Annotated in this window: 17 protein-coding genes; 10 read left to right on the top strand and 7 right to left on the bottom strand. The window is 70.3% G+C overall.

Features of this window, described 5'->3' with window-relative positions:
* Positions 1–1,113: 1,113 nt before the first annotated feature.
* Entirely contained in the window at positions 1,114–1,578 is a 465-nt protein-coding gene (locus CRP56_RS22625; protein WP_097266739.1) for a hypothetical protein, read from the top strand.
* A 384-nt stretch (positions 1,579–1,962) separates the two neighbouring features.
* On the opposite strand, the gene CRP56_RS22620 is transcribed toward CRP56_RS22625, so the two are convergent.
* Together CRP56_RS22620 and CRP56_RS22615 are read right to left on the bottom strand one after the other, a co-directional pair.
* The gene (locus CRP56_RS22620) at positions 1,963–3,975 is read right to left on the bottom strand and encodes a S9 family peptidase (RefSeq protein ID WP_097266737.1); all 2,013 of its coding nucleotides are present in this window, start codon (positions 3,973–3,975) and stop codon (positions 1,963–1,965) included.
* Between the two features lie 805 nt (positions 3,976–4,780).
* Complete coding sequence (locus CRP56_RS22615; protein ID WP_373559666.1) at positions 4,781–6,391, bottom strand: peptide-N4-asparagine amidase; 1,611 nt, start codon at positions 6,389–6,391, stop codon at positions 4,781–4,783.
* A 495-nt stretch (positions 6,392–6,886) separates the two neighbouring features.
* Between CRP56_RS22615 and CRP56_RS22605 the strand changes: the two genes are divergently transcribed.
* Positions 6,887–9,571, top strand: a complete 2,685-nt coding sequence (locus tag CRP56_RS22605; protein WP_097266733.1) for an RICIN domain-containing protein — start codon at positions 6,887–6,889, stop codon at positions 9,569–9,571.
* Between the two features lie 97 nt (positions 9,572–9,668).
* Here CRP56_RS22605 and CRP56_RS47660 read toward each other — a convergent pair whose 3' ends face one another.
* Positions 9,669–9,833 (bottom strand): hypothetical protein, encoded by a 165-nt coding sequence (locus CRP56_RS47660; protein WP_179850902.1) that lies wholly within the window; start codon positions 9,831–9,833, stop codon positions 9,669–9,671.
* 173 nt (positions 9,834–10,006) lie between these two features.
* On the bottom strand, positions 10,007–11,200 hold the full coding sequence (locus CRP56_RS22600; protein ID WP_179851093.1) for a serine hydrolase domain-containing protein: 1,194 nt from the start codon (positions 11,198–11,200) through the stop codon (positions 10,007–10,009).
* Positions 11,201–11,543: 343 nt separating this feature from the next.
* Here CRP56_RS22600 and CRP56_RS22595 point away from each other — a divergent pair, with 343 nt between their 5' ends.
* The 5 genes from CRP56_RS22595 (at position 11,544) to CRP56_RS22575 (ending at position 17,296) form a co-directional block, all read left to right on the top strand.
* Positions 11,544–12,818, top strand: a complete 1,275-nt coding sequence (locus CRP56_RS22595; protein WP_097266731.1) for a M23 family metallopeptidase — start codon at positions 11,544–11,546, stop codon at positions 12,816–12,818.
* Between the two features lie 377 nt (positions 12,819–13,195).
* On the top strand, positions 13,196–13,795 hold the full coding sequence (locus CRP56_RS22590; RefSeq protein WP_097266729.1) for a chemotaxis protein CheB: 600 nt from the start codon (positions 13,196–13,198) through the stop codon (positions 13,793–13,795).
* On the top strand, positions 13,795–15,669 hold the full coding sequence (locus tag CRP56_RS22585) for a CheR family methyltransferase (protein WP_097266727.1): 1,875 nt from the start codon (positions 13,795–13,797) through the stop codon (positions 15,667–15,669). Before CRP56_RS22590 ends, CRP56_RS22585 begins: the two co-directional genes overlap by 1 nt.
* A gap of 25 nt (positions 15,670–15,694) precedes the next feature.
* Positions 15,695–16,549 (top strand): ANTAR domain-containing protein, encoded by an 855-nt coding sequence (locus CRP56_RS22580; protein ID WP_097266724.1) that lies wholly within the window; start codon positions 15,695–15,697, stop codon positions 16,547–16,549.
* A 12-nt stretch (positions 16,550–16,561) separates the two neighbouring features.
* On the top strand, positions 16,562–17,296 hold the full coding sequence (locus CRP56_RS22575; protein ID WP_097266722.1) for a GAF and ANTAR domain-containing protein: 735 nt from the start codon (positions 16,562–16,564) through the stop codon (positions 17,294–17,296).
* Between the two features lie 64 nt (positions 17,297–17,360).
* Here the strand turns inward: CRP56_RS22575 and CRP56_RS22570 are convergent, their stop codons facing one another.
* Together CRP56_RS22570 and CRP56_RS22565 are read right to left on the bottom strand one after the other, a co-directional pair.
* Complete coding sequence (locus CRP56_RS22570) at positions 17,361–17,600, bottom strand: hypothetical protein (protein WP_097266720.1); 240 nt, start codon at positions 17,598–17,600, stop codon at positions 17,361–17,363.
* A gap of 5 nt (positions 17,601–17,605) precedes the next feature.
* Positions 17,606–18,211 (bottom strand): DUF5994 family protein, encoded by a 606-nt coding sequence (locus CRP56_RS22565; protein ID WP_097266712.1) that lies wholly within the window; start codon positions 18,209–18,211, stop codon positions 17,606–17,608.
* Between the two features lie 228 nt (positions 18,212–18,439).
* Here CRP56_RS22565 and CRP56_RS48465 point away from each other — a divergent pair, with 228 nt between their 5' ends.
* From CRP56_RS48465 to CRP56_RS22550, 3 genes are all read left to right on the top strand, one after another.
* Positions 18,440–19,027, top strand: coding sequence for a DUF5994 family protein (locus CRP56_RS48465; RefSeq protein WP_097266710.1), 588 nt, complete (start codon positions 18,440–18,442; stop codon positions 19,025–19,027).
* Between the two features lie 131 nt (positions 19,028–19,158).
* Positions 19,159–20,898, top strand: coding sequence for a SpoIIE family protein phosphatase (locus tag CRP56_RS22555; protein ID WP_257040889.1), 1,740 nt, complete (start codon positions 19,159–19,161; stop codon positions 20,896–20,898).
* 692 nt (positions 20,899–21,590) lie between these two features.
* Complete coding sequence (locus CRP56_RS22550; RefSeq protein WP_097266709.1) at positions 21,591–21,989, top strand: DUF5994 family protein; 399 nt, start codon at positions 21,591–21,593, stop codon at positions 21,987–21,989.
* A 37-nt stretch (positions 21,990–22,026) separates the two neighbouring features.
* On the opposite strand, the gene CRP56_RS22545 is transcribed toward CRP56_RS22550, so the two are convergent.
* The gene (locus tag CRP56_RS22545) at positions 22,027–22,506 is read right to left on the bottom strand and encodes a DUF5994 family protein (RefSeq protein WP_097266706.1); all 480 of its coding nucleotides are present in this window, start codon (positions 22,504–22,506) and stop codon (positions 22,027–22,029) included.
* Positions 22,507–22,843: the final 337 nt, after the last annotated feature.

Here is a 22,843-nt window from a genome sequence, read left to right as displayed (position 1 = left end):
TCCAGTTGCTCGTGAGCGGCTGGTTGGTGATGACCACGAGTGTTGTCCTGAAGTGCCCTCATGCTCGGCCGCGAACGTGCACGGCGTGCAGAACAGTCCCTGGAAGTAGGTTGATCGGCGTCGTAGTCGCCAGCGGTGCGCCGTGCCGTCGAGGACGATGCGCCGCGCGCTCGTACGCCCCAATGCCATAGCTACTCCTCGACGTGGAGGATGCTAGCCACTTCGGCTCCGCCGTCCGTAGGAATTTAGGCATGCCAGACCCGTGCCAGATAGTGCGGGGAACCACGGGGAACACCGGGCATCAACTCGGCAAGCAGTCCAACTCCGACGGAGCTCACGTCCAGGTCAGGCGAGCAACCCTCCGCAGATCACCTCAGCTTCCCAAGCTCAGGGCTTCGACCATCGGATAGCAGTGGCCACCTGACGCGTGGTTCTGTAGCTTGCCCCCATGACCGACAACCGAAGGGGCAATGCCGCGTAGGCGCCCGTCAGCCCTGCGGGGCGACCTCCCTATCCGGCCCTGGAGGCGGCGACGGTACCCGTTCATTGATCGCCTTTCAGGATCTTGCACAGCCGACCTGCGTCGGCTAGAGCGGACCCGCTTCTGGCCCGAAGCCACAGAAGAAGCGTTCTGGCACTGGCAGGCCTATGCCCATGGCCCCCTCAGTCAGCTTGTAGACCCACTCACAGGTCCCGATTGCGGCATCCCTGAGTGCGGGTGTTACGGCGCCGGCTTCCGCGAGCACCTCGAAGCCGTGCTTCACGCATTGCCTAGGAAGAGCGCGCGTGAGTTGCGCGCTCTGGTGTGGGCCCTCGACGGGAAGATTCTGGCAAGGGCCAAGGTCATCCCGGCTGACAGCCTGGACGTGCCATGGTGGCGAGGTCAGCTCTAGGACCACAGACGGCCGTCTCAGTTTCCGTCTCGTTCAACCCTGTTCACGGCTGTTCAGGCGAGACCCTCAGTCGTCCCCGCGTCGACAGCCGGCCGCCCATGAACGCAGGTGAACGCCCTCGAACCAAGCCCAACACCCCACCACCACAGTTGGAAAGCGTGTTGGCATCGGAGTTGGGCTACGGCCCGCGGAGGACGACGATGCGTGATCAGCTTGGGATGTGGAGACCATCATCGCCAGCGGCATAGCCGTCCTGGGAACGCTGCTTGGTTCGGGGATCACCCTGGCGTTCCAGCAACGCACCGCCGACAGGAGCCACCAGTTCACCCGCCAGGAGAAGCTGCGACAGGAACGACTCGATGCCTTCTCCGCCTACGCCGGCGCATTGGTCAACTACCGCCGCTGCCTGGTTCACCTCTGGTTCTGCGAGCACGAACAGCCACCACCGGAGAACCCCGACACGGTGCGGATCCGCGCCTACGACTTGCGCTCCAACGCCCAAGAGGCCCTGTTCCGGGCGCAGATGCTCACCGACGACGAGACCCTGAGCCAGGCTGCGGAGGACGTGCTCGCAGACGTGACGACGCTGTCCAAGACAGACAGCAGAACAGCACTCGACGATGCCAGGGTGCGGACCCGTGACGACATCAGCCGACTGGTCAGAGCAGCCAAGCAACACCTTTGAGGTACGGGCAGACGCTCCGGTTCGTAGAGCCCCAGGCCGAGAGCGACCGCACCACAAGCGCACCAGATCGAGCGGGGAACAGCGGGGAACCACGGTGAAGGCGGCCTGGCTCGCCGGGAGCGCTCAGCAGGCGTTCGCCCAGGTCAGCACCCAAACCACCCTCAAATGATCGCAGCTTCCCAAGCTGAGAGCGCGAGTTCGATTCTCGTCACCCGCTCCATGACTAGGGCCCAGGTCAGAGACCTGGGCCCTGGACTGTTGTCTAGTCCAAGTCGAGTGCCACGTGCCCTTCGCGTGCCAAGTCGGCAGGTAGTGACTGCACCCAGAACAGCGGCTGCCGAAAGCAGGGATCCCGCCTCGTCGTAGGCCGACGCCCGCCCGTGGTCACAGCAGTCCGGGTCGCTGCCACTCGGCACCGAGGACGTGGTGGTCGAGGAAGTTCAGGAACGCCTCGTACCAGACCTGGATGTGGCCCGGGGAGAGGATCCAGTGGTTCTCGTCCGGGAAGTACAGGTACTTCGCAGGCACCTCGAACCGCTGCAGATCCTGGAAGAGTGCGGCGCCCTGGCCGACCGGCACGCGGTAGTCCTTCGCGCCGTGGATGACCAGCATCGGCGTACGGATCTTGGCGGCGTGCAGGTACGGGGAGTGCGCCTCGTAGCGCTCGGGCCGGGTCAACGGGTCACCGAAGATGCACTGGAAGTACCAGGGCGCGTCGGTGTCGCCCTGGAAGGACCGCAGGTCCCACAGGCCCGCGTGGCTCACGATCGCCTTGAACCGATCGGTGCTCGTGGCAACCCGGTTGGCCATGTAGCCGCCGTAGGAGCCGCCCCCGAGCGCGGTCCGCGCGGCATCGATGTCGTCACGGGCCTCGGTTGCGTCGGTCAGCGCCATCACGTCCGTGTACGGGACCCCGCCCCACTGCCCCCAGCCGCGCCGGTGGCCCTGCTGACCGTAGCCGGTCGACAGGGCCGGGTCGGGCAGCAGCACCGCGTAGCCGCGGGCCGCGAACGGCCACGGGTTCCACCGCCAGGTCCAGCCGTTCCAGCTGCCCTGCGGCCCGCCGTGCACGGCGACGAGCAGCGGCGCGGGGTTCTCGGCCGACGCGCCCTCGGGCAGCACGAGCCAGCCGCGCAGCCGGTACCCGTCCGCCGCGTCGGCGTGCACCTCGGTGAGAGTGCCCGGCAGCACGTCGAACGCACCGGGGGCGGGCAGCTCGACCGGCGTCTGGTCGGCGACGCCGGCCTCGAACCTGACCGGCCGCGGCGGCGAGTCGATCGCGTTGCGCAGCGCGTACAGCGTCCGCCCGTCGGGGGCAACGCAGAGCGAGCCGTACGCGCCCGAGGCGGTGAGCCGGGTCACGGTCCCGTCCGCGTCCCGCCGGAAGACGGGCGCGTGCCCCTCCACATCGGCCACGAAGAAGAGGGCGTCGTCGACCGGCGAACAGACGGCGGCGACAGGCCAGTTGTCGAACCCGGGCAGCAGATCGACGGCCTCGCCGCCGTCCGCGCCGACCCGGACGAGCGTCATGTCCATCGGCTCGTCGTACGTCGGCCACGTCATCCGCGAGCACACGACCGCCGAGCCGTCGTGCGTGAACACCGGCCCCTCGTAGAGGTGCTCCACATCGCCCAGGACGAAGACCTCCTCGCCGGTGGCCGCGTCTGCCACCACCACGGCGGTGCGGTTCTCGGCGGGCACCCGGCCGGGTACGAACCGGGTGTAGGCCACTCGCGTCCCGTCGGGCGACAGCGCCACGTCCCCGGGGTTCTCCAGTCCGACGCCCTGCCCGCCGGCGTCGACCACAGCGCCCTCGGCCCCCGCGCGCACGAAGGTGTGCTGTTCCTCGGGGCCGAGATCGCGGTCCCAGGCCCGGGTCGGCCCGGCCTCGTACAGGATCGCGGTGACCTTGGCGTCCTTGCGTGCCGTGCGCAGCTTGCCGTGCGCGTCGGCGTCGGCGGCCCCGGGCAGCAGCCCGGCGGTGTGGGCCAGCGCGCCGGAGTCCCGGGCGACGGTGAACGCGGTGATCCCGCCCGGGTGCCGGGCCACGACGGCGGCCTCACCACGCTCGGGCAGGGCCCACAGCGCGGCACCCTCGTGCTTGTCCTCCGCACTGTCGTCCTCGCGTGCCGACAGGAAGTACAGCACCCCGTCCGGGCCGAACGCAGGCCCGGACTCGCCCTTCCCCGACCGGGTCAGGCGCAGCGGCTCGCGCTCCCCGGCCGGATCGAGCTCCCACAGCCCGGACACGAACCTGGTCCGGTCCTCCGACAGCGTCTGCACGGCGGCGACGAGACGGCCACCGTCGGCGGACAGCGCAAGGGAGTTGACGCGAGGCTGGGCGAGGAACGCGGCTAGGTCGTGGAAGGCGGTCGTGGCACCGGGGATCGCAGACATGCGGACGATTCTTGCTCGCTGAGGAGGCGCTGAACAGCGGATTACGGGCGCCACCCGCCAGGGATGCCTGCCGCCCTTCCGGCGAAACCCAGAGATCCCGCCCGATCGAAGTGATCGGACGGGATCCTGTCAACCGCCTACGAGCTGACCCGTGAACGGCGCTGGAACGGTGGCCGATCTTGATCGACTGTCCGTCTGAGACATCGCCCAAGCAAAGCACCAAGCCACCGCTCAACTCGCCTTCGCCGGAACGCCACTCGCCGCCCCACTGATGGCGCCCGCACCGGCCTCGCTTCACCCGCGTGCCCCATCCGTGCCCTTCAGAGCGGACAACAACGGTCACCAAGTGTGCGTTCCCGGCCCCGCCGCGGAAACCTGGTTCCGCGTCAGCGCAGGTCAGCACACTGTTCGGCGCGCAAGCGCCATCGCTTCCCAAGCTGAGAGCGCGAGTTCGATTCTCGTCACCCGCTCCATGATGAACCCCCAGGCCAGTGGCCCGGGGGTTCTTTGTTGTCCAGGCCGATGGGCCGGGGCGTCCGTGCAAGCACCCCGTCACCCTCGCCATGGCCGGCGTCTCCCGCTGGGCCAGAGGAACGGCAAGCACTGGCTTGGCCGAACTGCTCCTCGACGCTGAGGAGTTGATGACGAGTTGTGGCACGTCCGGCAGCGGGCGGTGGCCAGGCGAACACGACACCGTCTCGTCGGCCGCCCCCTTGAAGGGGAGCGGCCGTCCGATCTCGTCGACAAGGCTCCGCCGCCTCGCGGCAGCGGTGGAGCGGCTGTGTGCCAAGGGCCGAGTCCGGGGTCAGCAGCCGCGCACGTCCTTCGTCAGCACCCCTTGCTCCGTCGCGAGCGTGTGGTCGTAGCACGCGCCGGGAGCCCGGAGCCGGTAGCGCTCGCTGGTCGTGGCCACCGCGTGCCGGTCCTCGCGGGCGACGCCGAGGGTGAAGGTGGCGTCTCCCTGGTAGGTGTCGTCGATGCGGGTGGCGCCGAGGTGCGCCCGGTCGGCGACGGACATGATCACGCGCAGGCGGTTGGCGCTGTCGATGGTGGCGCGGCCGTCGAGCGTGTAGGTGCGGTCGGTGCGGGAGACGTGCCCGTTGGTGGTCACGGTCTGGTCGTCGGTCCACGTGCCGGTCTGGTCGTCGGTGTTCTCGTCCGGCGTCCACTGGTGGTCGATCGCGCTCGTGACGGCTCGCTCGACCGTCGTCGTGACCCGGCCGTGGGAGGTGTCCAGGTAGCCGGTGACCTTCAACCGGTCCTTGCCGGCGGTCACCAGGTGGCGCAGCGAACCGTCGGTGTAGGTGTTGCTCACCGCTGGATCCGCCTTCTTGTACGACGTCACGGCCCCCGTCACCACCGACTTGTGTGCGTCCTGCCACACCAGGATGTTCGTCGGCGCGCTCCACCCCGTCTGGCCGCTCGGCACCCCGACCACCGACACGTCGACCTTGTGCGCTCTGCCGTCGTTGAGCAGGCCGGCGAACGGAGTCAGGTCGAACTCCAGCGGCCGTACGTCGAAGGCGTGTGGAGCGGGGATCACCGACCACAGATAGGGCGACCAGCCGCCGGTCCACACGTTCGGATACGGCGAGGCGATTCCGGCGACCTTCCCGTCGATGCTCACCCGCACCTCGCGGTACGGACCGTCGTCCCCGCCCTCGCAGGAGTACGACGCGGACGGCGTGACCACCGAGTACCAGAACTCCTCACAGCCGCCGCCCGAGCCGGTGGCGTACACCTCGGCGAGAATCCGCGTGGAGTTGCGTGGAGTGGTCAGCGAGGCGCCGGTCGTCACGCTGTCGCCGTCGCTGAGGGGGATGACCCGGTCGGGGGCGGAGGGTGTACGGCCGGGCTCGGGGGCGTAGAAGGTGAGGGTCACCTTGACGTCGAGCACGCCGGTGTAGGTGTCGTTGACAACGTTGCCTATGAGCATGTCGACCGACTGTGCGCTGCTCAGCGTCTTCTCGTACTCGGTCACGTCCTTCTCGACGGACCAGTTGATCCCGTCCTGCGAGGGCTCGGGCGTCGATGTACGGAAGACCTGTACGCCTCCGATGTCCAGATAGCCGAGCCGGTCGTATTGCCGTCCCTTCACGCTCCCGTCCATCCGCAGCACGACCTTGGACCAGCGGCCGGCGGTGCCGCAGCCGGTGGGCGGCGCGTAAGTGCCGGTGTAGGGGGTGAAGTCCTTGAACTGCGCCTGGGCGATCGTGACCGAACACGACTTGGTGTGCGGCGTCGAGATGGCCGGGGCGGCGGTCACCGGGTCGTGGTAGTCGGTCCCGAACTCCGCCGGCACCGTGTCCGCGGCGGCTGTTCCCAGGGACAGGCCGAGTGCGGCAAGCGCGCCGGTCAGCACGGTGGCCGTCCGTCTCGGGCGGATCAGGGATCTCATGGGTTTCCTGTGTCGCATACGGCGCAGTGAACAGGCGTGTGTCAGCCCCGGCCAAGAGGGGATGGAAAGGTGTTGACCAATTCCTGTCCGTTCACCGACCGAGCAGCCACACGCCCGTAACTCAGTCACCGGGGAAGCCCGGCTCCCGAGGGTCACCTCGTGCGTCCCCTCCCGACGGAGTTCGCGGAGTCGGCGACGCCGGAGTCATCCCCGCCTACGGCAACCAGCGCACCGCCTGGGACGCCGGCTTCCTCCACGACTACGAGAACCCGGAAACCGCTGGTGCCGAGCCGCGCGTCAGCGCGGATGCCGGCGCGTGCCCGCTGTCCGAGGAGGGGCGTGTGGCTGGCGCGGTCATGGAAGGCCCGCGAAGCGGCACTCGACTCGAAAAAAGATCGCGGATCAAGGCAACCCCATGAGGAGTCTGTGACCACAAGAGAGCGGATCCGGCCGGTCCCGGCGGCCGTGATCCGGCTTTCCTCAGGTGACAGCACACAAGGAGAACACCCCCTTATGGACAACCCCACGAACGGCGGGCGCCGCGGGCGCCGCGGGCGCCACCGCCGTCGCTGGACCGCCACCGCCCTGCTGGTCGGCGCGCCCGCCGTCGTCGTGCCGTATCTGCTGTTCGTGCAGGAGGACTCGCAGGCCGCGACGGTCGACGCCGGCGCCTACTACCGGCTGGTCTCCGTGCGCAGCGGGAAGGTGCTGGACGTCAGTTCCTTCTCCACCGCCGACGGCACCCGTGTCCAGCAATACACCGACCAGAGCACCGCCAACCAGCAGTGGAAGCTGAAGGCCACCGGCGACGGCTACTACGAGCTGGTGAACCGCAACAGCGGCAAGGTGCTTGGCATAGCGGGCAATTCGACCGCCAAGGCGGCCGCCGCCGAGCAGCAGACCGACAGTTCGGCCACCTCGCAGGAGTGGCGGATCGACCAGGTGAGCGGTTCCGACGCCGTCACCCTCACCTCTCGCAGGAGCGGCCAGGTCCTGGACGTCTCCGGAGGCTCCACGGCCCAGGGCGCGGCCGTCATCCAGTATCCCGGCCACGGCAGCACCAACCAGCAGTGGAAGCTGGTGAAGATGGCCGAGGCCCCGGCGACCGGCAGCGGGACCGGGACCGGGACCGGGACCGGTGGGGAGCAGACCACGGCCGCTTCCGGACCGTACCGGTGGAAGAACGCCCAGGTCGTGGGCGGCGGTTACGTCACCGGGCTGGTGTTCAACCAGAAGGAGAAGGGGCTGCTGTACGCCCGTACCGACATGGGTGGCGCCTACCGCTGGGACGCCGCGGCCGAGCAGTGGATCCCGCTGACCGACTGGGTCAGTGAGAAGGACTGGAACCTGCTGGGCATCGACTCGGTGGCCACCGACCCCGTCGACCCCAACCGGCTCTACCTCTCCGCGGGCACCTACACCAACGACTGGGCGGGCAACGGCGCGATCCTGCGCTCCACCGACCAGGGCCGCACCTTCAAGCGCACCGACCTGCCCTTCAAGCTGGGTGCCAACGAGGACGGCCGCGGGGCGGGCGAGCGGCTGGTGATCGACCCCGCGAACAACGCCGACCTTCTCCTCGGCACCCGCAAGAACGGCCTGTGGCGCAGCACCGACCACGGCGTGACATGGAGCCAGGTCTCCTCGTTCCCCGTCAAGGACGGGGCGGGCAGCGGCGGCGGCATCGCCTTCGTGACGTACGGCCCGGCCGGCAGCAAGACGGTCTACGTCGGTGTCGGCGACAAGTCCACCTCCCTGTACCGCTCCACCGACGGCGGCGCCAGCTGGCAGGCCGTCTCCGGGCAGCCCACCGGCCAGCTGCCGCAGCACGGCGTGGTCTCCGGTGACGGTTCGCTGTACCTGACGTACACCGACAAGCTGGGGCCCAACGGTGTGACGGCCGGTTCGGTGTGGAAGTACACGCCGGGCAGCGGGGCGTGGAAGAACATCTCCCCGTCCCAGGGCGGTTACGGGTTCTCCGGTCTGGCCGTTGACCCGCGCAAGCCGTCGACGGTGATGGTCACCACCCTCGACCGCTGGTATCCCGAGGACGAGATCTACCGGAGCACCGACGGCGGCAACACCTGGAAGGCCCTGGCCGACAAGTCGCAGCGCAGCGCCGCCGCCGCCCCGTACGTCGGCACCCACACCGGGCACTGGATGACCGCCCTGGCCATCGACCCGTTCGACTCCGGGCATGTGCTGTACGGCACCGGCAACGGCATCCTGCGCAGCACCGACGCCAACGCCTCCGACAGCGGCGGCACCAGCCACTGGAGCACGGGCGCCCGAGGACTGGAGGAGACCGCGTTGATGGACGCGATCGCCCCGCCCGGCGGCGCCACCGTCATCACCTCCATGGGCGACCAGGGCGGCTTCCGGCACGACGACCTGACCAAGGTGCCCTCCGGACGGCTGAGCAACCCGATGATGGCCAACAGCACCGACATCGACTTCGCCCAGGCCAAGCCCTCGATGATGGTCCGCGTCGGCCGTGGCGGCGCGCAGGACGGCGCCTACTCCACCGACGGCGGCAGCACCTGGACCGGCTTCAAGGCGGAGCCGGTGGCCAGTGCCCAGGACGGCCGTATCGCGCTCGCGGCGGACGGTTCCACCATCGTGTGGACCGAGGCAGGGCAGGCCCCGTACCGCTCGACCGACAAGGGGGCGAGCTGGTCGCGGGTCGGCGGTCTGGGCAACGACGCCGTGGTGGTCGCCGACCGCTCCTCGGCCAACACCTTCTACTCCCTGTCCGGCGGCACGCTCTACGCCAGCACCGACGGCGGGGCGACCTTCACCGCCCGGGCCGGCAGCCTGCCCTCCGGCCGGCTCACCGCCGTCCCCGGTGTCGCCGGGGACCTGTGGATCTCCGGCGGTGACAAGGGCCTGCTGCACTCCACCGACGGCGGCCGCAGCTTCACCACGCTCAACTCGGTGAAGTCCGCCTCCGCCCTCGGCTTCGGCAAGGCCAAGCCGGGCACCAGTTACCAGGCCCTGTACATGATCGGCACCGTCAAGGACGTCACCGGCGTCTTCCGCTCCACCGACAAGGGCGCCACCTGGCTCCGCGTCAACGACGACGCCCACCAGTGGGGCAACATCAGCGGCAGCGGCGTCATCACCGGCGACCCCGACACCTACGGCCGGGTGTACGTCGGCACCAACGGACGCGGTCTCCAGTACGGCGACCCGTCCTGACGCACCACCCCGGCGGGGCCGCGGGCACAACCGCCTGCGGCCCCGCCGTCACCGAGGGCCTCCCTTGCCGATGTGGGTGGTCGGGCAATTGGTCGGGCTATTCGGAGAACGAGAAGTACAGGGTGCGGGCGTAGTCGCCCGTCGCCGTGGTGGGGGCGCCGCTGGGGCCGAGGGCGGCCGGCGGGTCGAACTTGGTGCCGATCGCCGGGATGGCGTCGAGGAAGGAGAGATCGCCCTTCGGGAAGGGCGGCGCGGTGTGCAACCTGCAACTCCTCTACCAGGGCCGGAACCCCGCATCGGACGGCACCGACTACCTGTTGCTGCCGTACCGGCCGGCCCTGCTCACCCTGCAACGCTGACCGACCCACCGCCTTGCGGAACCCCGGCCACGCGTCGGCCGGGGTTCCTCCCAGGGCCTCAGTGCTCGGGCGGGTGTCAGGTCTGGTCGGATGCGTCGCCGTAGACGTTGGCGGGGCTGATCACCTGGGTGATGGCCCGGCCGAGCAGGGTGCTGGGATTCTCGCCGTTCGAGGGGATGTCGGTGTTGAGCAGGATCACCATCGTCGCCTTCTGGGCGGGCAGGTAGACCGTCAGGCTCTGGTAGCCGGGCAGGGAGCCCGCGTGGCCGATCCACCCGTGGTTGATGTCGATGCCCAGCCCGTAGGCGTCACCCGGCGCGCCGGTCGGCTGCGCGTCGAGGCGTTCCGCCTGGGTCTGCGGGGTCAGCAGTCCGCCTGTCGCGACGTTCTTCGCCCAGGAACGCATGTCGTCGAGGTTCGAGATCATCGCGCCGGCTGCCCAGCCCCAGCTGGGGTTGAAGTCCGTGGCGTCCGCCACCGTGCCGTCCGGCGTCTGATCGGTGTAGCCGTGGGCGTGCGGCTGCGGGAACTCCGCCGCCTTGGGCAGGAAGGTGTGGTCCAAGCCGCTCGGCCGCGTGATCAGGTCCCGGATCACGTTCCTCAGGGGGCGGTGGGTGACCTTCTCGATGACCAGGCCGAGCAGCACGGTGTTGGTGTTGGAGTAGTCGAACTGCGTGCCGGGAGGGAACTCGTTGGGGTGCTCGAAGGCGATGCGGAGCAGCTCACTCGGCGTCCACTGGCGATGCGGCTGGGTCGCCAGCAGATGCTGGAAGCCCTCGTCCTTGGTGTAGGCGAACAGGCCGCTGCGCATGTTCGCGAGCTGACGCAGCGTGATGTTCTCTCCGTCGGGCACTCCGTCGACGTACGCCGAGATCGGTTCGTCCAGGCCGACCTTGCCGCGGTCGACGAGTTGGAGCAGCGCGGTGACGGTGAAGGTCTTGGTCTCGCTGCCGATCCGCATGTTCAGGTCAGTGCGCATCGGGGCGCAGTCTTTCGTGTCCGCGACGCCGAAAGCCCGCACGTAGCGCGGCTGTCCGGGCTTCCAGACGCCCACGATCACTCCAGGGACACCGGCGTCGGTGGCCGTCTGCTGGATCACCCGGTCCAGTTTCGCCGCGGTCGCTTCCCAGGGCTGTGACGCGGCGGCCGATTCCCTGGGAACCGGTACGGCCGCTGCGGGAGGGGCAACCGGGGTCAGGGCGGCCGCCGCGCAGGCAGAGATGACCATCGCGATGCTGAGCAGGGCAGTTCGGCCCTTCCGGATGCACATGCGTTCCAGGTAAGTTCCTCCAGGCCTTCGCCCGCAGCGCCACGCCGCCCCCCGGCGCGCATTCATCCGAACGCCTCGGGCCGCTCCGCAGAGAACGCAACCGAGAAGGTCAACCGGGCCTGGTCCGTGCGAACTGCCCACCAAGCGTTCCGGGCCTTTGTGCTGTCCACCATCCCGTGAGGCGAGGGCTCGGTGGTCGATGCGGCTGGTCAGGTGCAGTTCGGCGCTGAGTCCGGCCACCTCCGACCGGAGCGACGCGCCGCCGGATTACATGGGCCTGCGTCTCGGCGCGGGGCGTGCCGGTGTCCTTCACGGCCCCGGATCCGACGAACGAAAGAGCGCAATGGCAGAGCGCGACCCTCGCAACCGCACTGGCCGCAGCCCGCTACTCCGCGGGCTCGCCGCTGCCGTGCTCACGGCCGGCATGCTGGTGGCCTCAGCGGGACCCGGATACGGAGCCGGCGCGGCCACCGCGGCGCCCGGCGCACAGTTCACGCCGTTGACGGCGGCAGTGATGACCGAACCGACACCGTTCGTCGCCACGGACGGCAAGACGCACCTCTCGTACGAACTGCTCACCACGAGCTCACTGCCCAGCAACCTGCCGCTGCGGCTCGACAGGGTCGACGTCCAGGACGCCCGCACGCACCGGGTCGTCGGCTCGCTGAGCGGGCAGGCACTGGCCGAAGCCGCCAATCCGGTGGGCGACCCCCTGCCGGGTGCGGACGGCTACACCCCGGCACCCCCGGCACCGACGCCGACCGTCATCCAGGGCTCCCAGAAGTGGATCATCTGGCTCGACCTGACCCTCGACCGCGGTCAGCGGGTGCCCAAGGTCCTCGAACACCATCTCTCCGGTGCCGTCCTGGCCCCCTCCGGACCCTCCGCCTTCGAGGAGACGGTGCAGGCCACCCGGACCGGTGGTACCCCGCCGTTGAACCTGGGCTCGCCGGTCCGCCCGGGCACCTGGTACGCCAGCGAGTCGTGCTGCGGCAACACCCACCACCGGCGCGGCCTCGGCCCGATCAACGGCCGCTTCTACGTGCCGCAGCGCTTCGCGATCGACTGGTACCGGGTCGGCAGGCAAGGGCAGACCTGGGAAGGCGACCCCGCACGGCTCACCAGCTATCTGAGCTACCGGCAGCCGGTCGTGGCCTCGGCCGGCGGCAGAGTGGTGGAGGTCCAGGACGGGATCCCGGACAACACACCACCCGTCACGCCGCCCATCCCGCCGATCGAGAACACGGTCGGCAACCACGTCACCGTGCGAGTCGCGCCTGGCCGCTATCTGCTTTACGCCCACCTGAAGCCCGGCTCGCTCAAAGTCCGCGAGGGCGACCGTGTCGAAAGCGGCCAGGTCCTCGGGCTGATCGGCAACAGCGGCAACTCGACCACGCCGCACCTGCATTTCCAGGTGATGACCACGGCCGAGTTCTTCCCGACCGACAGCCCGCCGTTCACCTTCCGGCAGTTCCGCGTCCTCGGACAGGTCGAACCCCGGCTCTGGGACGACAACCTGGGCCTGGAGCCGACCGGCGTCCTGCCGATCACGCCCTCGCCGTACGAGGGCCGTCACCGTGCGCGGTATCCGCTCGACCGCGAGGTGCTGGAGTTCTGACCGGACTCCGGCGGCCCCACGGCCGGGCGCCGGCCGCGGCAGCGTAGGGCCCTCATGCTCCGTTTCCGTGAGGGCCCGAACAGGGACAAACCTCAGCTCAATGAGCTGGGGTTTGTTTCTTGTCCAGGCCCGATCGCGCCTTCCGCGAGCCTCCACGGGGTGCTGTGCCTACTGCTGCCTGTCCGCTCGCCGGCCCTGCATGGTCGGGTCCCACGATGCGAGGACGGTTCCCGCAGGACACAGTCCACTCCTTTGGGTTGTCCCCCGCGGAAGAGCTTGACATTACCGGCCGGGAGCTGACGCGTACGGTCTCGCCGCCCGCCCACCCGAGGCCGCACGCCCTCACCACACGGCCCCGGTTCCGCTAGGCTCGCCATGTGACGGCCGACCCGTCCCCCGAGGACCAATACGCCATCGTCGCTGTCGCATCGTCCGCCGGCGGCGTCCAGGGACTGATCGCGCTGTTGGGGGCCCTGGGCCCGGATCTGCCGGTGCCGGTGCTGGTCGTCCAGCACCTCGATCCCCGGCATCGGACCGTGATCGCCGAGGTCCTCTCCCGCCGCACCGACCTGATGGTCAAGCTCGCCGAGGACGGGGAGCGGGCGCTGCCCGGGACGGTGTACATCGCCCCTCCGGACCGGCACCTCCTCGTCGGATCCGACGGCGTCCTGACACTGTCCCGCACCGAGCTCGTCCACTTCGTACGTCCCTCCGCCGACCTCCTCTTCGAATCGGTCGCCGCCGCCTACGGACCGCGGGCGATCGCCTGCGTGCTCACCGGCACCGGCAGAGACGGCGCGATGGGGCTGGACGCGGTCAAGTCGCGCGGCGGCACCGTACTCGCCCAGGACCCGTTGACGGCCGAGTTCAAAGGAATGCCGCAGGCGGCGGTGGACACGGGAGCCGTCGACTACGTGCTACCCCTTGAGGAGATCCCCGCGGTCATCCGGGGGCTCGTCGAGGCCAGAGGACAGTGATGGGCGAACCGCAGGACGCCGAAACCGACGAGGCGCTGGAGGAACTGCTCGTCTTCCTCAGGGACGCCCGCGGCTTCGACTTCACGGGGTACAAGCGCTCCACCCTGGGCCGGCGCATCCACAAACGCATGACCGACATGGGCGTGCGTTCCTATGCGGACTACCAGGACCTCCTGGAGACCAGCGCTGACGAATTCGGCGCTCTCTTCAACACGATCCTGATCAATGTCACGTCCTTCTTCCGCGACCCGGACGCCTGGACGCTCCTCCAGCGGGAAGTCATCCCCGAGCTCATCGCGGATCTCGCGCCGGAGCAGGAGATCAGGGTGTGGAGCGCGGGCTGCTCCACCGGCGAGGAGCCGTACTCGCTGGCCATCATGTTCGCGGAAGCGCTCGGCACCGAGGAGTGCCTGCGCCGCGTGAAGATCTACGCCACGGACATCGACGAGGAGGCCCTGCGCCAGGCGCGGTCGGGACTGTACCCGGCGAAGTCCCTGGAACCGCTCCCCGCCGAGCTGCGCGACAAGTACTTCGAGCAGAGCGGTCAGAACGGCGCGCAGTTCGGCTTCCGTCCCGACCTGCGCCGCCGGGTGATCTTCGGCCGGCACGACATCACCCAGGACGCCCCGATCTCCCGGCTCGACCTGCTCGTCTGCCGCAACACTCTGATGTACTTCAACGTCGAAGCCCAGACCAAGATCGTCGACCGCTTCCACTTCGCCCTGCACAAGGGCGCTTTCCTCTTCCTCGGCAAGGCCGAGATGCTGCTGAACGACGCCGAACGCTTCGATGTGCTGAGCATGCGGCAGCGGATCTTCCGGCGCCGCGCGGGCGACGCGGAACTGCCCTACCACCCGGCTCCCGTGAAGATCAGAACCGGTCCGGGCGTCGAACTGCACTCGGTCGCCCGTACCCGGCAGCTACGTGACCTCACCCTCGACGCCGGCCCCACCCCGTCGATCGCCGTCGACGGGGACGGGACCGTCGTGGTGGTCAACAGTCAGGCGCGGTTGCAGTTCGGTCTGACCGCCACCGACATCGGCCGCCCTTTCCAGGATCTGGAGATCTCCTACCGGCCGGTCGAGCTCCGCTCGCTGATCGACCAGTCCACGCACGAGCGCCGGACCCTCAGGGTGCCCAGAGCCGAGCGGCGGACGGGCGAGGAGATCCAGTACTTCGACATCCTCATCCAGCCGCTCTCCGCACCCACCGGCCTGCATGTCGCCACCCTGATCTCCTTCACCGACGTCACGGTGTCCACCCAGTTGCAGGCCGAGGTCAAACGGGTGCGCGAGGACCTGGAGACGGCGTACGAAGAACTCCAGTCGACCAACGAGGAACTGGAGACCACCAACGAAGAACTCCAGTCCAGCATCGAGGAGTTGGAGACCACCAACGAGGAACTCCAGTCCACGAACGAGGAGTTGGAGACCACCAACGAAGAACTCCAGTCCGGCAACGAGGAACTGGAGACCATGAACGACGAACTGCGCATCCGCGGTGAGGAACTGGACGAGGCCAAGGCGTTCCTGGAAGCCGTGCTGACCAGCATCGCGGCGGGTGTGGTGGTACTGGACAGCAGTCTGAAGGTCCGTAGCTGGAACCGGGGCGCCGTCGACATGTGGGGGCTGCGCGCGGACGAGGTGATCGACAAGCGGTTCTTCGACCTGGACTTCGGCCTGCCCACCGAGGTACTTCAACCCGTGGTGCGGACGTGCCTGGAAACCCGCAAGCGCTCCGGGCCGGTCGGCGTCGAGGCCCTCAGCCGCATCGGCCGGCCCCTCACCTGCGACGTGTTCTGCTCGCCGTTCGACGGCCACAACGGAGGCGTCGTGCTGATGATGGAGGAAAGCCGCGACAACGACTCCGGCTGACCCCGCTGCCGCGTACGCTTCGAGCATGAACCGGCAGGGGCGTGAGGACCCCCGTGACCTGGCCGCGGTCGCACGCGGTCGCGCCGCCCGGGCGCGGGAACGCGCAGACCGTGCCGACGCGTCCGCCGAGCGTCATGAACGTCTGGCGGAGGAAACGGGCCGCGAGTTCCACTCGCACATCGCCGCGGCACACCGCCGGTCGGCCGCGTGCCATCGCTCCTCGGCACGGCTCCAGGAGGCGTTCGCCCGCCGTACCGCCGAGTGGGCCGAGGCGCAGGGCACCCCGCCCCGGTTCATGACCGGCGTTGCGGAAGCGTGCGGGACGGGCAGCGCGGCGCTCACCCTGGTCGACTCCGCCCGCGACCAGCTCGCGGTCGCCGTGTCGGACGAGCGGTCCCGCGCCGCCCAGGACCTGGAGTACATGCTCGGCGAGGGGCCGGCCCGGGACGCGGTGTCGGGCCACTGCCTGATCCTCGCGTCGGGGCCGGTGATCAGAAAACGCTGGCCCGCCTACGGCCCCGCCCTGACTCATCTGGGCATCGCCTCGGTGGCCGCCGTCCCCCTGGACACCGAAGGCGGCTGCATCGGGGCGCTGACGGTGTTCGGTCCGGAGCCCGGCCTCGTGGGCTCCGGCGTCCTCGGCGAGGTCGCCGGAGCCCTTGCCCGGATCGTGCTCCTGGGCCCGGACGCCGACCCGGAACTCTACGGCGGAACCGACCACCGGGACCTTGTGCACCAGGCGGCAGGAGTGCTCTCCGTCCGGGAAGGCTGCACCGTCGGCGACGCCCTGGCCCTCATCAAAGCCCGGGCGTTCGCGGAGGAGGTGTCCACCGAGGTGATCGCCCGGCGGATCGTGCACGGACATCCGACAACCAGCTGAGGAAGAGAGATCATGACGTCGCAGCAGCGACTGGCCGACGTATTCGTCGCACTGGCCGGCGGCACGAGCGACGGCCCCCTGGACGTCTCCGGCACCCTCACGGTCCTCGCGACCCGCAGCCCGTCCCTGCTCGGCGTCCGTGCCGCGGGCGTGGTGTTCGCCCCCGGCGAGCGCGCGGAGGTCGAGGTCGCCGGCTCCGACCCCAAGGTCTCGCGCATGGAACACGACGCGTCCGAACAGCGCGAAGGGCCTGGCCACGACTGCCACCGTGGCCGCCGGCCTCCGGTCCAGGTCGCCCTCGACGGCCGCCCGACCAGACAGCGCTGGCCGCACTACGCCCCTCGGGCACTGGAACTGGGTTACGCACGCGTGGCGGCCCTCCCGCTGCGGGGCCCCGCCGGGACCACCGGTGCGCTGGTCCTGCTGTCCGGTCGACAAAGTCCGTTCTCGCCGGACGCACTGGCGCTCGGCCAGTCGATGGCCGACTTCACCGCCATCGCCCTGGAACGGGCGGGGGAGGCCGACCGCAGCCGGACCCTGAACGCACAGCTCGAACTGGCCCTGACCAGCCGCGTCGTCATCGAACAGGCAAAGGGCATCCTGGCGACCCGCCTGTCCCTGACCATGGACGACGCCTTCACGCTGCTGCGCGGCCACGCCCGCTCACACCATCGGCCGCTGCACGACGTGGCCCGCGAGATCGTCGAGGGACGCGCCGATCCCGCGCTGTTGGATCCCCTGCCGTGACGAGAACAGAAGACGTGCACGTCCACAGCTCACCGCCCGCCGGTGTGAGCGTGCGCCGGTGCTGTCAGTTCGGGCGGTGGGCGCCGTCGTCGCGACGGCCACGGCGACCTGCGGCGCCGCTCACTCTCGCCCAGCCGTGGGCCTTCCGCCGAGCCGCCGCGGCCGGGCCCGGGACAGGCATCCCGGAGCGGCCGTAGTGGAAGGCGGCCATGCGGTCGCTGTGCTGCGAGTTGAGCAGGTGGATGAGCAGCACGCCGAGGGCGATCATCGCAAGGATCACGATCACGGTCACGAACGTCTCCACGGTCCTCACCTTCCCATCGGCTGACGCGGCATCGCGGCGGTCACGGTCGGGACCGGGGGACGTGCGGCCGGATCGCGGGCCTCATGGCCTCCTTCGGAGTCCCAGACCTCTTCCACGGACCGCTCGGCCTCGTACACCGTCCGCAGGCGCGCCGCCTCCTCCATCAACCGGCTCGCGTTCGACGTGCCCAGTGGGTCGCTCGCGGCGGCCATCAGCCAGGCGGCCGAGACGGGAGTCGTCTGTGGCGGGACCACCAGGAGGTTCCAGCGGCCTGTGCGGTACGAGAGCAACATCAGTTCGTGCGGGTCCTGCTCGGCCAGGAACCAGCCCACCTTCACCACGTGCCCGGCGACGGGCACCTTGCGCGGAACGACCGGCCAGTGGGTGGGATTCACCGTGACGCGGGTGATCCGCCCCCACAACGGATCCAGTACGGCGGCCAGCGAGGGGAGTTCGGCCCCGAGGTCGCGGGAGCGGGGCCACCATGCGCCGTCCAGCAGAGCCGGTGCGGGACCGGCGGGAGCCAGCGACAGACGGAGAGAGGACGAGGAGGACGAACGGTCGTCGGTTTCGGCTTCGGCTGTCGGCGGGAGGGAAACGGTCGCAGTCATGGCGCGAACCCTGCCCCGGGCCGACCGCAGTCGGCCCGGCGTATTCAATCGCCGAAAACGACACGAGCCTGGAAGCCGGTGCGCGAAGAATCCTCGGTGGTTCCAGCCTACTCCTCGGACAGGCCCAACGGATCGTACGGCCAAGGGAGAAGCGGCCCCACGCGCCTGCACCCGGGACCTTCGGGGAGTAGCGTGAACTCACCAGGAGCATTTCGCACCTCGGCCCCGATGCCGGTGTCGTTCCCGGTGAGCGACGACGCCGGGCCGCTGCCCCGCACGGCAGTCCGGAGACGGGTTTGCGCCATGTCCGCGACCACCTCTCATCCCCCGCTACGAGCCGTTCCCTTCAGGGCCCCGACGGCGCGCCTCGCGCTGAGGTCCGAGGGGTCCGAGGGCCCGTCCGCGGGGCGCGCCGAACTGGACGGCGCCTGGTGGCCCCGTTCACGTGACCTGGCGGACGAGCTCTCCGCCTTGGCGGACGTGCTGGATCCGCTGTGGGGGCGGATCACCCGTGTCGCGCTCAACCCCCGCCACTGGCCGAACCTCCCGCCCAGGCTCGTCGTCAACGGCCATGTGGTGAAGGTCGGTTGGTTCACCTCTGAGCTGGATCGGCATCGGATCGTTCTGCTGTCCTACTCCGCGGGCCGCTGGAACCTCCTCGTGATCCCCCCGGAGACCGACGCCCCCTCGGCCGCACGGCTGATGGCCACCGCGAGCGCCGAGGCCGGGCCGTCGATGCCCGCGACCGCGATTCGGCTTCGTGCTCTTCGTCGCCGACGTGGCCTTCTTCGCGATGCGGCTGCCTGCGCGCCCTGACGACCAGGTCCTCGTGCCGACCGTGCGAGCGGGTTCCTCACAGGGGACCATGGGTGACAGAGGTGTCGTTTCCTGATGCTGATGCGCCCGCGGCCTTCGGGGGGAGGCCGCCGTCACTGGAGGGCGGCGTAGTGCAGAACGCGGTGCCCGGTGCGGGAGGTGAGGAGCCGTCGCGGCCGACCGCAGCCGCGTCGGGTTTCTGGCGCCAGGTCGTCGAGCAGCTGAGCACGGCCCTGATGGTGGTCGATCCGGCCGGACTGATCCTCGCCGTCAACCCGGCCGCCGAACGGCTGCTGGGCCGGGCCGCCGCCGCGATGCACGGCAAGGACGCGCACGAGCTGCTGCACCGGGACACGGACGGCGGCGCACTCCTGCGGGAGCGGTGCCCGCTCCTGCGTGCGCTGGCCGCGGGAGCCGCCGCGCGCGGTGAGGGCGACAGCTATCTGCGCGGTGACGGGCGCCTGGTCACGATCTCCTGGTCCGCTTCCCCTCTCACGGTCGGCGGCTCCTACCAGGGCATGGCCGTGCTGTTCACCGACATCACGGGCGACCGCAGCGCGGGCCGGGAACGCGCTGCCTACACGAGTGCTCTGGAGGACCTCACCGAGCGGCTGACGCTGGTCGCGGAGATCACCGACGTACTGGGCCAGACCCTGGAGACCGACGAGGCCCTCGCCCGGCTGGGCCGCCTGCTGGTTCCCCGCCTCGCCGACTGGGCGGCGGTGGACCTCCGGACCGGTTCCGGGAAGGTCCACCGGGTGGCGGTGACCGGTCCCGCGGGCCGGGCCGCCGGGCTGGAGGGCGGGCGCGAGCGCCTTCCCGAGACGGGGGCGGCCGACCGCTCACCTCTTGTCCAGGTGCTGCGGGGAGGCGATCCCGTGCTGCACAGCGAGCGGGACACGGCGGAGACGGCGGCACCGCCCGTCTCGCCCCTGGCCGCCGTCCACGGCCACTTCCTGCGGACGGTGCGCGCGACGTCCGCCATCACGGTCCCGCTCGGCTCGAAGCGGCAGATCACCGGCGCCCTGACGCTGGTGCGCACCGACCCGGCGCACCCCTTCGACGCGGAGGACCTGGAGGTGGTGAGCGACATCGGCCGCCGGGTCGGCCTGGTCATCGACAACGCACGGCGGTTCGGCCGCCAGCGCGCCGTCGCCGAGGCCATGCAGCACAACCTGCTCGCCCCGCTGCCCCAGCCCGGCCGTCTGCGGCTGGCCGCCCGCTACCAGCCCGCGCCGGCCGGTTCCCAGGTCGGCGGCGACTGGTACGACGCGTTCGAGCTGAAGGACGGCACCCTGATGCTGGTCATCGGCGACGTCGTGGGCCACGACCTGACCGCGGCGGCGGGGATGGCGCAACTGCACGGCATCCTGCGCGCCCTGGCCTGGGACCACACGGGGCCTCCCGGCGCCGTCGTCGACCGTCTCGACGACGCCATGCCCGCCATCACCACCGTCCCCATGGCCACCCTCGTCCTCGCCCGGGTCGAAGGCCACTCGCAGGCCGGACCGTGGACACTGCGGTGGACCAGCGCCGGACATCCGCCGCCCCTCCTCCTGACCCCCGGAGGACACGCGCGGTACCTCGAAGCCGGACAGGGACTGGTCCTCGGCGCCCCCGTGGGCACCGGCGAGAGCCGGCCGAACGCCACCCAGCCCCTGCCACCGGGCTCCACCCTGCTGCTCTACACCGACGGCCTGATCGAGATCCCCGGCAGCGACCTCGGCACCGGCCTGGACCGGCTGCGCCGCCATGCCCTGGCGCTCGCCCACGCGCCACTGGACACCCTGTGCGACCAGCTGCTCGCCCGTATGCCGCCCGGCAGCACCGACGACGTGGCTCTGCTCGCCCTGCGTCTGCCGACGCCGTGACCGGGACCCCCAGGACCGCAGCGCCTCGGTGGTCCTGCTGTCCAAGCGGCTCACCGACCATGACGCCGAGCGCGGCGCCATGGTCGGTGATCTGACCTCTGGTGGTGCCCGAACCGGTGGGGCGGTCGCGGCGGGGCCGTCTGTCGCCGCCGGCCGGGACAGCGCCGCGCGACGGAGTACGGTGGAGGCACTGAGGGCATGTCGCACACCGGCTCCCGCGCCGGTCTCGTCCTCGGCGAGACACACTCGCCGGTAGACCCGCCGAACCCCGGGGTCTCCCGAGACAGGTCGGCATGATGGCCTCGGCCCCCGAACCCTTCACGGCTCTCCCCCAGCGCTCTTCGGCGCCTGTTTCCACCCCTCCCTCCCGGCCTTCCCGCTCCTCCCGCCTCCGCCCGAGCGGGCAGCCCGGCACCGCGCGGGGCCTTTCCGCCACCGGCTCGCGGCCGGAGCCCGACCCGCGCAGGACCGTCCTGCTGTTCTTCACCACCGGCGCCGTCGCGCCATGGCACAGCGGTCCGCGGTACCCGGCCGCCACGAGGCGTTGAGGCAGCGTCGCCCGGCTCACGGCACGGGCACGGGCACAGGGGACGGCGACGGCATCCATGCCGGAGTCGACCGCCACGCCTGACCCGAACCAGCCACTCCACCAGCCCTGAAGGAACCCTCACGACCACACCTGAAGGAACCTCATGACCGCCACAGCGCCACCGCTCCCGCCCACCACCCCTCACCTCCGTCTGCGCCTGGCACCCCACAGCCCCCTGCCGCGCCGCTTCGACGGCGTGTGGTGGCCCCGTTCCTACGACCTCCTGGCGGAGCTTCCGGAGTTGCTCGCCGGGCTGCCGGCCGCCTGGGGGCACATCGCCGGCATCACCGTGAACGGAGCGGCCTGGTCCGCAGCACCCGGCCGGATGCTCGTGTGCAACAAGGTCGTACGACTGCGCAAGTCCGCCGCGCGGCATGCCCTGGACACCGTGGTCCTGCTCGCCCCCGGCCACGGCCGCTGGGACCTTCTGGTCGTGCCGCCCGACACCACCGAGGAGGATGCCGCGCCGCTCATGACCGGCGCGCTGAGCTCCCCCGCCTGACATCGACGGGCTCACTCGGCGCCCGCGCGACCGTCCCTCAGGGCCCCGCGCTCCCGGTCCCGGTGTCGATGAGGATCTGTTCCGCCCGGGAGACGTTGTCGGGCCGCACAGCCTGGGCCATGGCGGCGTGCGCGGCCTCGGTTGTCGCGTTCGGCGGAATCACCAGCAGCGAGATGATGTCCTCTTCCCCCCGGGTGATCAGGACAGTGTCGTCACCGACGGCGAAGGAGTCGATGTGCACCACACGGTCGTCGACGACGAGCCGCGTCGGGAGCCCTTCCCAGCCCACGGCATCCAGCCCTACCCGGGTGACGGGACCGAGGTGTTCGGCGAGGGCCGTCACGAGGGCGGGCAGCTCGGCACCGATGTCCCGGGACCGCGGCCACCACGCCCCGTCGAGGATGCCGTCGCGCGAATTCGTCGTCTCCAGTCGGAGCAGTGCGCTCCCGGGCCTCAGGTCGGAAAGATCAACACTGGGCAGATGCCGTGACCCAGGGGGTGTGTCGGAGTCGACCATGAGGAACCTGCCCGTCTTCGAGGTTCGGCGTCTGCGGCGAACACGGGATCGGAAGGTGCCTTCACCACGTTACTCCGCGTGGTGAGGTGAAGCCCCTCGCGGCCGCGCGGTCCCATTGAAGGCACGATTCTGCCGTCCGCTGTCGCAGCCGGACGGCAGGAGCGGGCGGACGAATGGAACGCCGGCTCACTGCCGAACCGGCACGCGATACGACCTCCGCCCACCGTGTCCCCGAACGCCTCCAGCCGAAACGCCCACGCGGAGCTTCGGACACAGGCACTGCGCATCACCACCGCGAGGAGGGGCGGAGCGCCGGAGTACAGTCGAAGATCCGCTC

This window comes from Streptomyces sp. TLI_55 (genome assembly GCF_900206255.1).
Taxonomy (GTDB): domain Bacteria; phylum Actinomycetota; class Actinomycetes; order Streptomycetales; family Streptomycetaceae; genus Streptomyces; species Streptomyces aquilus.
This window is presented reverse-complemented; position numbering and strand designations above follow the sequence as displayed.